The sequence below is a fragment of the Profundibacterium mesophilum KAUST100406-0324 genome, from assembly GCF_009835145.1.
GTDB classification, from domain to species: Bacteria; Pseudomonadota; Alphaproteobacteria; order Rhodobacterales; family Rhodobacteraceae; genus Profundibacterium; species Profundibacterium mesophilum.
Genome location: NZ_APKE01000002.1, coordinates 1 through 14,017, shown reverse-complemented (window position 1 = coordinate 14,017; position 14,017 = coordinate 1). Strand labels below are relative to the sequence as shown.

General features: G+C 66.9%; 12 protein-coding genes and 2 pseudogenes. 12 read left to right on the top strand and 2 right to left on the bottom strand.

All coding sequences use genetic code 11. The features are described 5' to 3' along the window. Positions 1-96 precede the first annotated feature (96 nt). Positions 97-1,188, bottom strand: coding sequence for a DUF6456 domain-containing protein (locus PMES_RS00815; protein ID WP_159963635.1), 1,092 nt, complete (start codon positions 1,186-1,188; stop codon positions 97-99). A gap of 241 nt (positions 1,189-1,429) precedes the next feature. Here PMES_RS00815 and PMES_RS00810 point away from each other — a divergent pair, with 241 nt between their 5' ends. Further along, entirely contained in the window at positions 1,430-1,720 is a 291-nt protein-coding gene (locus tag PMES_RS00810; protein ID WP_159963634.1) for a DUF6477 family protein, read from the top strand. Positions 1,721-1,800: 80 nt separating this feature from the next. Here the strand turns inward: PMES_RS00810 and PMES_RS00805 are convergent, their stop codons facing one another. After that, the gene (locus PMES_RS00805; protein WP_159963633.1) at positions 1,801-3,345 is read right to left on the bottom strand and encodes a trimethylamine methyltransferase family protein; all 1,545 of its coding nucleotides are present in this window, start codon (positions 3,343-3,345) and stop codon (positions 1,801-1,803) included. Between the two features lie 169 nt (positions 3,346-3,514). Between PMES_RS00805 and guaA the strand changes: the two genes are divergently transcribed. The 11 genes and pseudogenes from guaA to PMES_RS00750 form a co-directional block, all read left to right on the top strand. Further along, the gene (gene guaA / locus PMES_RS00800) at positions 3,515-5,101 is read left to right on the top strand and encodes a glutamine-hydrolyzing GMP synthase (protein ID WP_159963632.1); all 1,587 of its coding nucleotides are present in this window, start codon (positions 3,515-3,517) and stop codon (positions 5,099-5,101) included. Positions 5,102-5,466: 365 nt separating this feature from the next. After that, entirely contained in the window at positions 5,467-6,618 is a 1,152-nt protein-coding gene (locus tag PMES_RS00795) for an OmpP1/FadL family transporter (RefSeq protein WP_159963631.1), read from the top strand. Positions 6,619-6,708: 90 nt separating this feature from the next. Next, positions 6,709-7,617: a DMT family transporter gene (locus tag PMES_RS00790; protein ID WP_159963630.1), complete on the top strand. Its 909-nt coding sequence runs from the start codon at positions 6,709-6,711 to the stop codon at positions 7,615-7,617. Positions 7,618-7,651: 34 nt separating this feature from the next. Continuing rightward, positions 7,652-8,515 carry an ATPase gene (locus tag PMES_RS00785; protein ID WP_159963629.1) on the top strand — a complete coding sequence of 288 codons (864 nt, stop codon included), beginning with the start codon at positions 7,652-7,654 and terminating at the stop codon, positions 8,513-8,515. A gap of 47 nt (positions 8,516-8,562) precedes the next feature. Further along, positions 8,563-9,480 (top strand): homoserine O-succinyltransferase, encoded by a 918-nt coding sequence (locus PMES_RS00780; protein WP_159963628.1) that lies wholly within the window; start codon positions 8,563-8,565, stop codon positions 9,478-9,480. After that, positions 9,455-10,438, top strand: coding sequence for an alpha/beta fold hydrolase (locus PMES_RS00775; RefSeq protein WP_159963627.1), 984 nt, complete (start codon positions 9,455-9,457; stop codon positions 10,436-10,438). Before PMES_RS00780 ends, PMES_RS00775 begins: the two co-directional genes overlap by 26 nt. Positions 10,439-10,487: 49 nt before the next feature. Continuing rightward, positions 10,488-11,357, top strand: a complete 870-nt coding sequence (gene ppk2 / locus PMES_RS00770) for a polyphosphate kinase 2 (protein ID WP_159963626.1) — start codon at positions 10,488-10,490, stop codon at positions 11,355-11,357. Further along, positions 11,350-11,967 carry a TetR/AcrR family transcriptional regulator gene (locus PMES_RS00765; protein ID WP_159963625.1) on the top strand — a complete coding sequence of 206 codons (618 nt, stop codon included), beginning with the start codon at positions 11,350-11,352 and terminating at the stop codon, positions 11,965-11,967. Before ppk2 ends, PMES_RS00765 begins: the two co-directional genes overlap by 8 nt. A gap of 196 nt (positions 11,968-12,163) precedes the next feature. Next, positions 12,164-12,569: pseudogene (locus tag PMES_RS00760) on the top strand (ATP-binding cassette domain-containing protein). Further along, entirely contained in the window at positions 12,566-13,360 is a 795-nt protein-coding gene (gene phnE / locus PMES_RS00755) for a phosphonate ABC transporter, permease protein PhnE (RefSeq protein ID WP_159963624.1), read from the top strand. The pseudogene PMES_RS00760 and the gene phnE overlap by 4 nt, the downstream one beginning before the upstream one ends. Beyond that, a pseudogene (locus PMES_RS00750) lies at positions 13,357-13,938 on the top strand (ABC transporter permease subunit); the annotation flags it as partial. The gene phnE and the pseudogene PMES_RS00750, both read left to right, overlap by 4 nt. Positions 13,939-14,017 lie beyond the last annotated feature (79 nt).

The window sequence follows — 14,017 nt, the reverse complement described above, 5'->3', positions numbered from 1 at the left end:
CCAACGGTGGAGGGCGTCATCATGGGCCGCCCCCCTTCATCTTCGGATGAAATACCTTGCGGGGGTCCGGGGGCGCATGGCCCCCGGCTCTCACGATCAGCCGATACGCGGGCGCAGGGGGCCTTCGGCAAGCTCGTAATGGCTGCGAAGCCTCTGCAGCGCGATCCGCAGCACGATCTTGCCGGAGCGGGCCGCCCAGCCCATGCGCCTCTCGATCGCCTCCATTCCCTCCAGGTGACAACAGCAGCGCAAGGCCACGTCCCCGAGGCCGGGCCCAAGCTCGCTGAGTGCCGCCTCCACGCGGCCGAGCGCCGCCTCGGGTCCGGGCACGGTGCCTGCCCCGCGATCGGCGGGCATGATCCTGATCCCCGGTGACAGGGCGGCCTCGAAGGCCTTCGCGCCCCTCGGGCTCATCCGCGCCAGTTCGAAATCCTCGCGAAGACGCTCGCCCGCCGCCACCAGCTCGGCCGACAGGAACGGCTTGCCCGACTTGTCGCGGCGCCGGGCAAGTGTCAGGAGCGGGTTCTCCCCCAGGTCATAGCGCTGTGTGCCTCCCTGCCCGGACTGCAACCGCAGGCCGCCCGCATCCTCCTCCTCGCCCCGTTGCTCGGCGATCAGGCGGCGCAGCGCCGCGCGCCCTGCCGACGTGATCCTGTAGCGTGCGATCCGCCCGCCGCCGTCACTGCCGATCCAGTCCTTGAGCGCCATCGCCTCGGCGATCTCGCGATCCACCACCGCCGTGCGCACGGTCTGTCCATCGGCGGTCTCGCGCGCGACGACCGCCTTCTCCATGCCGGCCGCGACGGCAAGACAGGCGCCCGGCTCGCTCAGTCGGCGGAGGATACGGCGGCCCTCCCGCTCGATCAGCTTCTGCGCGGGGCCGCCATGCGGGACGGTTGCGGTTCGGGGTTCATGGGCGACAAGTTCCATCTTCGGTGCTCCAACATCTTCGCCGGGCCGCAGCAGCCCGGCTCCCTGCTCGCCGAGACGACGCAAGGCGTGATCGACAAGGGGGTCATCGCGGCGCTGTTCGCATCGGCGGACCTGGCGCAGGACCGTCGAGGCATGGCAGCCCGAACGGCGCGCAAGTTCGCGTATGGGCACACCGTCGACCACATGCTGCAGGTAGGTATGGGCGCTGGCAGGCACCCAGTCAGGCAGCGTGGCATGTGCCAGCTTCATCGCCATCGATCATATCCCCCGTTCCATCGCGATCCCCGAGTCAACGCTCGATGTTCTCCGCAGGATGGTAACAACCCTTGGTAGAAAAGATTATCGAAGCATTAAACTTAAGGTCGCTCAGTGCAGATTGATATAAAATGATAAACACTTTTAACGTGCACCGCACGCTGGCGTTGCGTGGGGCGCAACGGGCGATCCGGCGATGGCATGCTTGTCCCATGATCCAGCAAGTATCGGAGCCAGTGACATGAGCGATCCCATCACCCTGATCTCGACCCTGCGCCGCCCCCCGCTGATGGTCAGCGCCGCCAGGCATGGCGCCGCGATCTACGACCGCGCCACGATCCTGCCGCGTCTCCTTGAGGGGCGGATGCCCGAAAGGGCCATCGACGCGCTCCAGGAACTGATCGGCCTCGAGGCGGCGCATGAGGAGGCCCGGCGGGAGCGCTCCTCCGGCTATTCCATCGCCCGTCACGTCGAGACGCTGATCGCGCTGATGGCCGAGGCCCGTCTCGTGCACCGCCCGGGCGCCGCCTGAACCCGCCCCCCAAACCGCTCCCCATACCGCGCGGACCCGGTGCGGCGGGGCCGCCGGGCAGGCAAGGGGCGCGGGGCGTTCTAGCCGAACGCGTCGCTCATCGATCCCTTGCGCTTGGCCACATACGCGCCCAGCGCCTCCTCGATGGCGGGGTCGATCGCGGGCCTTTCGTAATCGGCAAGCAATTTGGCGACCCGTGCCTGGGCAAGGGCGCGGGTATCGCGCGCGCCCTCCTCCAGCCACGTCTCGTATGGCTTGTAATCGAGGAGCTGCGTGCGCCAGAACGCGTCCTTGAAATTCGCATGCGTATGGGCGCATCCGAGGTAATGCCCGCCGGGCCCGGCCTCGCGCAGAGCGTCCATGGCCTGGCCGTTCTCGCTGATATCCACCCCCCGAGCTATGCCGTGCAGCGCCCCGAGCTGATCGGCATCCATGACGAACTTCTCGAAATCGGCGACCAGTCCGCCTTCCAGCCAGCCGCAGGCGTGGAGCATGAAGTTGACCCCCGCGAGCAGTCCCATGTTGAGCGAATTGGCGCTTTCGTAGGCGGCTTGCGCGTCGGGGAGCTTCGAGCCGCAGAAGGCGCCGGCGCTCCTGTAGGGCAGTCCGAGCCGCCGGGCCAGCTGCCCCGCGCCATAGGTGATCAGCGCCGCCTCGGGGGTGCCGAAGGTCGGTGCGCCGCTGTTCATGTCGATCGAGGTGACGAAGGCACCCATGATGACCGGCGCCCCGGCGCGCACGAGCTGGCTGTAGGCGACGGCGGCCATCGTCTCGGCAAGGACCTGCGTGAGGGTGCCGGCCACGGAAACCGGCGCCATCGCACCGCCGACAATGAAGGGGGAGACGATGCAGGCCTGTCCGGCCCGCGCGTAGATCTCCAGCGCCCCCATCATGGTGGCGTCGAAGGTGAGGGGCGAGTTTATGTTGATCAGCGACGTCATCACCGTGTTCCGGGCGACGAACCCCTTGCCGAAGAGGATCTCGGACATCTCGACGGAATCCTGCGCCCGGCCGGGCTCGGTCACGGACCCCATATAGGGTTTGTCGCTCAGCGTCATATGGGCGAGCAGCATGTCGAGATGGCGCTTGTTGACCGGGATGTCGGTGGGCTCGCACAGCGTTCCGCCCGAATGGTGAAGCCATTGCGACATGTAGCCCAGCTTCACGAAGGTCCTGAAATCCTCGATCGTGGCATAGCGGCGGCCGCCATCGGCATCGCGCACGAAGGGCGGCCCATAGACCGGCGCGCAGACGAGGCTGCGCCCGCCGATCTCGACGGTGCGCTCGGGATTGCGCGCATGCTGCACGATCCGGCCGGGCGCGGTGCTGCACAGCTGACGGGCCAGGCCGCGGGGGATGCGCACGCGCTCGCCGTCGATCTCCGCGCCGGCCCCGCGCCACAGCTCGAGTGCGGCGGGATTCTCTGCGAAGACGACGCCGATCTCGGCGAGGACCGTCTCCGCATTCGCCTCGATCACCTCGATCGCCTCGGCGTCGAGGACCTCGAAATCGGGAATGCGGCGCTCGATGAACTTCGCCATCTCGACGCGCACCGCGCTGCGCTCGGCGCGTCTGGCCGCGCCTCCGCCGCCGCGTCCGCGCCTGCGTGCTCCGAGCTCTGCCATGACTACCCTCTCCTCATGCCTTGTGCTGACGGTCTAGAGGCTCGCGCAGAGGGGGCGCGGCACTTTTCCGTCCTCTGACGTGCAATTGCGACATGCCGGTCCGTTTTTGCCCCATGCCCGCGCTTCGGGAGACTTGCGCGGCGTGCGGCCCTGCCCTAACCACGCGGTCATGACAGACGCGCCAATCGCTCCCGCCCTCGCCGCAGACCACGACCGCCTGCTGATCGTCGATTTCGGCAGCCAGGTGACGCAGCTCATCGCGCGCCGCTTGCGCGAACTCAACGTCTACTGCGAGATCAAACCCTTCCAGTCGGTGACCGACGCGCTGCTCGACGAATTCGCGCCGAAAGCGGTCATCCTGTCGGGCGGTCCGGCCAGCGTGCGCGACGAGAACAGCCCACGCCCCCCGCAGAAGGTCTTCGAGCTGGGCGTGCCGGTTCTGGGCATCTGCTACGGCCAGCAGGTGATGATGCAGATGCTCGGCGGTCATGTCGAGCGCGGCGACGGAACCTCGGAATTCGGCCGGGCCTTCGTCACCCCGACCGAGGCGCGCATCGACCTGCTCGATCGCTGGTTCGCCGCCGACCGAGAGCAGGTCTGGATGAGCCATGGCGATCACGTCGCCCGCCTCGCGCCCGGTTTCGCGGTCTATGGCACCTCCCCGGGCGCGCCATTCGCGGTGACGGCCGATCTGGAGCGCCGCTTCTACGCGGTGCAGTTCCACCCGGAGGTGCATCACACGCCCGCCGGGCGCACCCTGCTCGAGAATTTCGTGCGCGATGCCGGCTTCTCCGGCGACTGGACCATGGGCGCCTACCGCGAGGAGGCCATCCGCCTGATCCGCGAGCAGGTCGGCGATGCCAAGGTGATCTGCGGCCTCTCGGGCGGTGTCGACAGCTCCGTCGCGGCCGTCCTCATCCACGAGGCGATCGGGGATCAGCTCACCTGCGTTTTCGTCGATCACGGCCTGCTGCGCCAGGGTGAGGCCGACGAGGTCGTCACCATGTTCCGCGACAATTACAACATCCCGCTGATCCATGCCGACGAGCAGGAGCTCTTTCTCGGCGAGCTCGATGGCGTCTCGGACCCTGAAACCAAGCGCAAGATCATCGGGCGCCTCTTCATCGACGTCTTCCAGAAATACGCCAACGAGATCGAGGGTGCCGCCTTCCTTGCGCAGGGCACGCTCTATCCGGACGTGATCGAAAGCGTCTCCTTCAGCGGCGGGCCGAGCGTCACCATCAAGAGCCATCACAACGTGGGCGGCCTGCCCGAAAAGATGGGCCTGAAGCTTGTGGAACCGCTACGCGAGCTCTTCAAGGACGAGGTTCGCGCGCTCGGCCGCGAGCTTGGCCTGCCCGACAGCTTCATCGGCCGCCATCCCTTCCCCGGTCCGGGTCTCGCGATCCGCTGCCCCGGCGAGATCACCCGCGAGAAGCTCGAGATCCTGCGCCGCGCCGACGCGGTCTATATCGATCAGATCCGCCGCCACGGCCTCTATGACGAGATCTGGCAGGCCTTCGTGGCGATCCTGCCGGTGCGCACCGTCGGCGTCATGGGCGATGGCCGCACCTACGACTTCGCCTGCGCCCTGCGCGCCGTCACCTCCGTGGACGGCATGACGGCCGATTATTACCCCTTCACCCACGAATTCCTCGGCGAGACCGCGACCCGGATCATCAACGAGGTGAAGGGCATCAACCGTGTGACCTACGACATCACCTCGAAACCCCCGGGCACCATCGAGTGGGAATGACCCCCGGCGGTCTTCGGCGCGCCAGCGCGGTCGATCCGCGCCCTGCCGGCCGAACCGCGCGGCACATCCCCGGGCCCGGCACGTGTCGGACCCCGCGTCTCACCGGCCCCTGTACCATGTGAGCAATCGAGGCCGCTGGAGGGTGCGGATCGGGGCCATTCCTCGCATTGCAAGCCGCGTGAGCCACCATGCCGCATGGCACCGGTCCACCCGGCGCGGCCCTGCTCCGGGCCGGGCCGCGACGTCGCCCGCCCGGCCCCTTGCGTCACAGAGCGCCCTTAGCGTCATGTGACGCTTGGTTATAGCTTGACCGCGCCGGCATAGCCGCCAACCGTGGTCTCGCACATCATCTAGGGGAGGTACGGATGAAGGCGAGTTACCTGGGCGGCGCCATGCTGCTGATCACCACACATTCGGTCGGCGCCGTCGGGCTGGATCGTTCCGGACAGAATATCGATGTCCTGTTCGAGCCGGGAGGATATGCCGAGTTGAGCTTCGGGCGGATCATGCCCGATGTTGATGGAACAGACGAGGCCGTCTTCGGAGGGCGCGACAGCGGCGGCATCGCCGGCGACTACAACCAGATCGGCCTCGGGCTGAAGATGGACATCGACGAGCGGCTGTCCTTCGCCGTCATCCTGGACGAGCCTTATGGCTCGGATGTGAACTATCCCGATACTGGCTCGGTCGCCCTGGGCGGCACCCGCGCGATCGTGGACAGCCGGGCATTCACCGCGCTCGCCCGTTACCGCTTCAACGACGCGATGAGCGTGCATGGCGGCCTGCGCTACCAGACGCTTGAGGCGGATGTCACGCTGCAAGGCGCGGCTTACGGTCCCTTGAGCGGCTACAATGCCCGCTTCGGCAGCGATGACGGGGTCGGCTTCGTGATCGGCGGCGCCTATGAACGTCCCGACATCGCCCTGCGGGTCGCGTTGACCTATTCCTCGGCGATCGAACATGACCTGCCGACGACCGAAAGCATCGGCGGCATTCCGGTCAACCTGATCGATCCGCGCCTGTCTGCCGTCAGCCGCACCACCGTCGAGACGCCGGCCTCGATCAATCTCGACTTCCAGACCGGGATCATGGCCGATACGCTGCTCTTCGGAAACATCCGCTACGCGATGTACGAGGATACCATCGTCTCCCCGGCTTTCTTCGACGGCGCCTTTCCCACCACCAGCCGGGACAGCCTGACCGATATCGACAATGGCACCTCCTTCAACCTCGGCATTGGCCGGCGCTTCAACGAGACCCTGAGCGGCTCGATCGCGATGGGCTACGAGGAGAAGGGCGAAGACCTGGTCTCCCCGCTCGCACCGACAAACGGCAACTACTCCGTGTCCGTGGGCGTCGCCTACAACATCAACGAGACGATGACCGTCTCCGGCGGCGCGCGCTACACCTGGCTGGGCGACGCGCAGCCCGAGACCGGCACGCCCGACACCGCGCGCGCCAGCTTCACCGACAACAACGCCGTCGCGGTCGGCATGTCGATCGCCTACCGCTTCTGAACGGGTGCCGCGCCCGGATCGTTTCCGGGCGCGGCACGCTCGCGCATAATCCGGGTTGCGCCCTGCCGGCGATCACGCCGATATGGCGCGATGATCTCGCAAAAATCCCTCACATCCCGAAGCTGGGCCGAGCTCGTCGTTCTGTCGGCGATCTGGGGCGGCTCCTTCATGGCGATCCGCATCGCACTGGACGAAATGGGTGTGGCGAGCGTCGTGGCGCATCGCGTGTTCTGGGCGGCGGTGATCTTGTGGGGCGCCGTCGCCTGGATGCGCATCCCGGTGCCCGCCGCGCCGAGGGTCTGGGCCGATTTCGCGGTGATGGGCCTTCTCAACAACGTGATCCCCTTCACGCTCATGGCCTGGGGCCAGAGGACGATCGAGACCGGTTTGACCTCGATCCTCAATGCCTCGACCGCGATCTTCGGCGTGATCGTCGCGGCCGTCTTCTTCACCGACGAGCGCCTGACCGCGCGCCGCGCGGCGGGTGTCGGGCTCGGCTTCGCGGGCGTGATCACGGTGATCGGGCCTGGCGCCCTGACGGCGCTCGATCTGCGCTCCCTCGCGCAGATCGCCGTGCTCGGCGGGACCCTCTCCTACGCCCTCGCGGGCGCATGGGGACGGGCGCGCCTGTCGCATCTGCCGCCGGTGCTCTGCGCGGCCGGAATGCTCAGCGCGTCGGCGGCTATCATGGTCCCCGCCGCCCTGCTCATCGACGGGATGCCCGGCCCGATCTCAGGCGGCGGCATCGCGGCCATCGCCTATTACGCCCTTGCCGCCACCGCGCTCGCCTACCTGCTCTATTACCGAGTGCTGGCGGCTGCGGGCTCGGGAAACCTCATGCTGTGCACCTTGCTGATCGCGCCGATCGCGATCCTTCTGGGCGCGGTCTTTCTTGGCGAGCAGCTGGCACCGGGCGCCTATGCCGGCTTCGCCCTGCTCGCGGCGGGCCTCGCGATCATCGCCCGCCGCCCCCTACCCAAGACGCCCGAGCCGGGCTAACAGGAGGCGCGGAACAGAAGGCTGGAACCCTACCATGATTTACGAAAACGCCTCCGACTGGCATGCGTCCACCTCGCGGCGCGTCATGCTCTTCGGGATGTCGGGGCTCGGCAAGACCCACCTGTCGAACATGCTGCGCGCCTCGGGCGGCTGGTTCCATTACTCGGTCGATTACCGGATCGGCACCCGCTACATGGGCGAGCATATCGCCGACAACTTCAAGCGCGAGGCGATGAAGAGCCCGCTCCTGCGCGAGCTGCTCCTGAGCGATTCGATCTATGTCGCGAGCAATATCACCTTCGACAACCTCGCGCCGCTTTCCACCTACCTGGGAAAGCCGGGCGATCCCGAACGCGGCGGCCTGCGCTTCGAGGAATACATGCGCCGGCAAGAGCAGCACTGCGAGGCCGAGATCGCCGCCCTGCGCGATACGGTCCACTTCATCGACCGTGCGCGCAAGCTCTACGGCTACGAGGATTTCGTCTGCGACACCGGCGGATCGATCTGCGAGGTCGTCGATCCCGAGAACCCGGCCGACCCGGTGATGACGGCGCTCGAGCGCCACGTGCTGCCGGTCTGGATCGAGGGGAGCGAGGCGCATACCGAGGCGCTGATCCGGCGCTTCGACAAGGCGCCCAAGCCGATGTACTACCATCCCGACTTTCTCGCCGCGGCCTGGGATGCCTACACGCTGGGCGCCGGGCGGGCGCCGGACGAGGTGGATCCCGATGCCTTCGTGCGCTGGACCTACGCCCGCGCGCTCGGTCACAGGCAGCCGCGTTACGCCGCCATCGCGCGCCGCTGGGGCGTGACGATCACCGCCGAGGAGGTCGCTGGCGTCACCACCCCGCAAGCCTTCGGCGCGCTGATCGGCGCGGCACTTGAGCGACGCGCCTGAGACGACTATCTCCCACACTCCAACCTCTTGCCGTCAGGACCTCCGCAATGCCGATCAAGCTGCCAGCCGACCTCCCCGCCTTCGACAAGCTGAAGGGTGAGGGCGTGATGGTGATGGCCGAGGCGGAGGCCGCCCGCCAAGACATCAGGCCGCTCAGGATCGCGCTGCTGAACCTGATGCCCAAGAAGATCCAGACCGAGAACCAGTTCGCCCGGCTGATCGGCGCCACGCCGCTGCAGATCGACCTGCACCTGATCAGGATGAGCGCGCACCAGGCCCGTAATACCGCCGCCGAGCATATGGAGGCCTTCTATCACCCCTTCCAGGAGGTGCGCGACGAGAAGTTCGACGGGCTCATCATCACCGGGGCGCCGATCGAGCATCTTCCCTTCACCGAGGTGAGCTACGGCGACGAACTTGCCGAGATCTTCGCCTGGACCCAGAGCCACGTGCATTCGACCTTCGGCGTATGCTGGGGCGGGATGGCGATGATCAACCACTTCCACGGGATCAACAAGCACGTCCTGCCGCACAAGCTCTTCGGCTGCTACAGGCATGACAACCTCGACCCTTCCTCGCCTTTCCTGCGGGGCTTCTCGGATGACTGCGTGATCCCGGTCAGCCGCTGGACCGAGATGCGGCAGTCCGAGATCGACGCGGCAGGCGGGCTCAGGACGCTTCTGGCCAGCGACATCGCCGGCCCCGCCCTCGTCGAGGACCCGGCGCATCGGGCACTCTATATCTTCAACCATTTCGAGTATGACAACGACACGCTGCGCGAGGAATACGAACGCGACATCGCCGAGGGACGGCAGATCGACGTGCCGGTGAACTACTTTCCCGACGACAATCCCGCCATGCGGCCACTCAACCGCTGGAGAAGTCACGCGCATCTTCTATATGGAAACTGGATAAACCAAATTTACCAGACTGTGCCGTATGATCCCCAAGAAATTGGCCTCTAGCCTCCTCATCGTCGCTCTCGCCCTGCCGGGCTGCGGCCTCGTCCTCGAGAACCGCATAGAGCGGCGCGAGGCGGCCGCCGAGGCCGCCTATCCCTCCGAGGGCCGCTTCGTCGAGGTTGCCGGGCGCCGCGTGCATTACGTGCAGGAGGGCCGCGGCCCCGACCTCGTCCTGATCCACGGCGCCAGCGGCAGCACGCGGGATTTCACCGCCGGCTTCATGGAGAGGCTGACGGACCGATACCGCGTGACCGCCTTCGACCGGCCGGGCCTGGGCTATTCCGACAATGTCTCCGAGGCTTATGAGGGTCCGTTCAACACCCGTTCCGCGAGTCCGGCGGAGCAGGCGGCGATGCTGCACCGCGCCGCCGGCATGATCGGCATCGAGAACCCGATCGTGATGGGTCATTCCTATGGCGGCGCGGTCGCGATGGCCTGGGGGTTGCGGCACGATCCGGCGGCGCTGGTGATCGTTTCGGGCGCGACACAGCCCTGGCCCGGTGATCTTGGCCTGCTCTACAACGTGACCGGCTCTTCGTTGGGCGGCGCGGCGCTGGTGCCCCTCCTGACCGCCTTCGCGCCCGAGGCGCAGGTCGAGCGGACCATCGCCTCGATCTTCGAGCCGCAGGAGCCGCCGCCGGGTTACGAGGCCCATATCGGCGCCGCCCTGTCGCTGCGCCGCGCCAGCTTTCGCACGAATGCGCGGCAGGTGACCGGGCTGCGCCCGCATGTCACCGCGATGTCGCGCGACTACCCGGCATTGCGGCTGCCGGTCGAGATCGTGCATGGCACCGCCGATACGATCGTGCCGATCGACGTCCATTCACGCCCCCTCGCCCGCCAGATCCCCGGCGCAAGGCTGACCGAGCTGCCGGGTATCGGGCATATGCCACATCACGTCTCGGCCGGCGCGGTCGTGGCCGCGATCGACCGTGCCGCGCGGCAGGCCGGCCTGCGCTGATGGCCCTGTTCCGCCACCCAATGACCGGCCGGGAAAACCGAGGCTTCAAGTGACACGTCCCTTCGACGGCGCGATCAGCGCCTTCTACCGCCAGGAGGCCCCCGCCGAGGTCCGGCGCAACATCGAGAATGCCGGTCCCGGGGACATCATCTCCCAGACCTACCCCTATCCCACGCGCATGAAACGCAAGGAGTACGAGGCGCAGATGCAGGCCTTGCAGCTTCAGCTCATGCGTCTGCAGGCCGATCTGCGCGACAGCGGCAAGCGCGTCGTGGTGGTCTTCGAGGGGCGCGATGCGGCGGGAAAGGGCGGGACGATCTCGCGTCTGTCGGCGAACCTCAATCCGCGCATGGTGCATTCCGTTGCGCTCGGCACGCCGACGGAGCGCGAACGCGGGCAGTGGTATTTCCAGCGCTACGTCGACCATCTGCCCAGCGCGGGCGAGATGGCGCTCTATGACCGCTCCTGGTATAATCGGGCGGTGGTCGAGCATGTCTTCGGTTTCTGCACCCAAAGCGAGCGCGAGGTCTTCTTCCAGCAGGTTCCGAGCTTCGAGAGCATGCTCGTTCAGGACGGGATCATCCTGATCAAGATCTGGCTCAATGTCGGGCGCGCCGAGCAGCTTCGCCGCTTCCTCGCCCGCGAGGCCGACCCGCTCAAGCAATGGAAGCTGAGCCGGATCGACGTGGATGGGCTGTCGCGTTGGGACGCCTATTCGGCAGCGATCCGCGAGACCTTCGCGCGCAGCCACACGCAGGGGGCCCCCTGGACGGTCATCCGGTCCGACGACAAGCGGCGGGCGCGGCTCGCGGCGATCCGCGCCGTTCTTTGCGCCGTGCCCTTCAAGGGGCGCGATACCGACATCGCCTGCCCGCCCGATCCCGCGATCGCCGGTGGACCCGAACTCTGGGATGGCTAAGCGCGGCTATCACCACGGCAATCTGCGCGAGGCGCTGATCGCGTCTGCGCTTACACTGATCGAGGAGAAGGGTCCGACGGGGTTCACACTGTCGGAGGCAGCAAAGCTCGCCGGGGTCACGCCCGCGGCCGTCTACAGGCATTTCTCCGGACGCGAGGACCTGATCGCCGAGGTCGCGCGGCTGGGCTACGAGATCTTCGCCGAGTTGATGGAGCGTGCCTTTGCCGGCGGGCAGCCCTCCGCCCTTTCCAGCTTCGAGGCCACGGGCCGCGCTTATCTCGCCTTCGCACGGCGTCACCCCGGACATTACGTCGCCATGTTCGAATCCGGCATCTCGATCCAGCGCAGCCCCGAGCTCCATGCCGTGGCACGGCGCGGGCTCGGCGTGCTCGACCGGGCCGCGGGACAGCTCGCTGCCCAGATCCCCGAGGACCGGCGCCCCCCGCCGCAGATGTTCTCGGCCCATATCTGGGCGATGAGCCATGGCGTGGTCGAGCTTTTCGCGCGGGGTTCGCCCGGCATGCGCTCTCCCTTCCCGCCCGAAGACCTGCTCGAGACGGGGATCGGCATCTACCTGCGCGGATTGGGTTTGCTGCCGCCGGACCGCTGACCCGCGCCAGCCGTGTCGCTTCCATGGTACTGAAAGGCATCCGGTGCTCTTATCGTGGCAACTGCGTGCGGAAAGGGGTCGCAGAGGAACACACGAACGGGAGGAAGCACGATGCCGAGGATTTCGACTTACGGAACGGCCTTGCTGGCCGCGATCGCCATGAGCGCCGGCGCGGCCTTCGTACAGGAGAGTGCGGATGCTGAAGATCACCGACCTGGTTAAACGCTTTGACCGTGGCAACCCGGTTCTCGAGATTCTCGACCTGACCATCGAAGGCGAAAGCGTCGTGTCGATCATCGGCTCGTCCGGCGCCGGAAAGTCGACGCTGCTGCGCTGCATCAACCGCCTCGCCCGATCCCAAGACCTCCGAACAGATCATGGGCCTGCTGCGTGATCTGGCGGGCGAGCTGAAACTGCCGGTGCTCATCAACATCCACAACGTCACCGAGGCCAAGGAATACACCGACCGGATCGTCGGAATGCGCTATAGCCGCATTATCTTTGACGACGTTCCCGCGCAGCTCGACCAGGCCGCCATGGACGCGATCTATTCCGGCAGTCCCCATGCCGATCGCAGCGGCGCCCCGGTGGCCGCGCAATGAGCGGTCATCCCGAGAGCTGGAGCCGGCCGCCCTTCATTGCCAATCCGTGGCTGCGCTGGGCGACCTATCTTGGCGCCGCGGTCTACGTGCTGTGGATCATCACCACGATCCCGATCGACTGGACGCGGGTCGTCGAGGGGATGGACCGGGCCGCGCGCATTTTCGGCGGGGCCTTCCCGCCCAACTTCGAGCGCAGCGGCCTGCTGATCGACGGTTTCCTCGAAAGCATCAAGATCGCGATCCTCGTGTCTGCCGGCGGCGTTGGCCTGTCGATCCCGATCGCCTTCATGGCGGCGCGGAACGTGGCGCCGCTGCCGATCTTCTACCTAGGGCGCGCGCTCATCATCCTCGCACGCAGCTTCCATCCGGTCATCGTCGCGATCATCTTCGTCAAGGCGGTCGGGTTCGGCCCCTTCGCGGGTGTCCCGACGCTCATCGTCTACTCGATCGGCTTCGCGGCCAAGATTCTGGCCGAACGGATCGAGGAGATCGACACGGGCCAGGTCGAGGCGATGCGTGCCGCCGACGCGCCGTTCCTCCCCACCCTCTTCTATGCCGTCTTCCCGCAGATCATGCCGCGGCAGATCGGCCTGACCATCTACCAGCTGGATTCGAACCTGCGCGCCTCCGCCGTCGTGGGCATCGTCGATGCGGGCGGTATCGGCGCCACCCTCGCCAACGCCTTCGGCCGCTACGACTACGATTTCGCCCTCGCGATCACCATCGTCATCGTGGGGGTCATCCTCCTGTCGGAAGGGGTCAGCGGCTACATCAGGAAGCATGTGGGATGACAAGCATTTCCGAACAGTTCGGCCGCGAGGACTGGAGCCGTCACAGCCGCAGTCAGAAGGCGCGCCGCTTCGCCATCCTCGCGCTCTGCGCGGCCGCGAGCGCCTGGGCGCTCGGCTCGATCGAGGTGATCTGGGCCTGGGTGTGGGATTCGCCGGCGCAGATGGGCGATCTCTTCGGGCGGATGTACCCGCCCGATCCCACCAATCTCGGCGCGATCCTGCGGGTGCTGATCGAAACGGTGAACATCGCGACCATCGCAACGGCCATCGCGGCCGTCATGTCGCTTCCCGTCGCCTATATCGCCGCGCAGAACACGACGCCGAACAAGGCGACGCTCGGGCTCGTCCGCGTGAACCTCGTCAGCTCCCGCTCGGTCAATACCCTCATCTGGGCGCTTCTCTTCGTAGCCATCTTCGGCCCCGGCGTGCTGGCGCGCATCGTGGCGATCATGTTCCGCTCGATCGGCTTCATCGGCAAGCTGCTTGGAGAGGCGATCGAGGAGATCGACAGGCGCCCGGTGGAGGCGCTGGAGGCCACGGGTGCGTCGCGTTTCAAGGTGATCGTCTATGCCATCGTGCGTAAGCGTTAGCTGAACAGCACCAGCGGTTCAGCTTGACGGCTTGAAGTTCCACGGCAGCAGGTCGTCGAGGCGGCTT

Excerpts from the sequence above, each read along its gene's own strand:
- PMES_RS00815 (WP_159963635.1), bottom strand. The coding sequence starts at position 1,188 with ATGGCGATGAAGCTGGCACATGCCACGCTGCCTGACTGGGTGCCTGCC.
- PMES_RS00810 (WP_159963634.1), top strand. The coding sequence starts at position 1,430 with ATGAGCGATCCCATCACCCTGATCTCGACCCTGCGCCGCCCCCCGCTG.
- PMES_RS00805 (WP_159963633.1), bottom strand. The coding sequence starts at position 3,345 with ATGGCAGAGCTCGGAGCACGCAGGCGCGGACGCGGCGGCGGAGGCGCG.
- guaA (WP_159963632.1), top strand. The coding sequence starts at position 3,515 with ATGACAGACGCGCCAATCGCTCCCGCCCTCGCCGCAGACCACGACCGC.
- PMES_RS00795 (WP_159963631.1), top strand. The coding sequence starts at position 5,467 with ATGAAGGCGAGTTACCTGGGCGGCGCCATGCTGCTGATCACCACACAT.
- PMES_RS00790 (WP_159963630.1), top strand. The coding sequence starts at position 6,709 with ATGATCTCGCAAAAATCCCTCACATCCCGAAGCTGGGCCGAGCTCGTC.
- PMES_RS00785 (WP_159963629.1), top strand. The coding sequence starts at position 7,652 with ATGATTTACGAAAACGCCTCCGACTGGCATGCGTCCACCTCGCGGCGC.
- PMES_RS00780 (WP_159963628.1), top strand. The coding sequence starts at position 8,563 with ATGCCGATCAAGCTGCCAGCCGACCTCCCCGCCTTCGACAAGCTGAAG.
- PMES_RS00775 (WP_159963627.1), top strand. The coding sequence starts at position 9,455 with ATGATCCCCAAGAAATTGGCCTCTAGCCTCCTCATCGTCGCTCTCGCC.
- PMES_RS00765 (WP_159963625.1), top strand. The coding sequence starts at position 11,350 with ATGGCTAAGCGCGGCTATCACCACGGCAATCTGCGCGAGGCGCTGATC.
- phnE (WP_159963624.1), top strand. The coding sequence starts at position 12,566 with ATGAGCGGTCATCCCGAGAGCTGGAGCCGGCCGCCCTTCATTGCCAAT.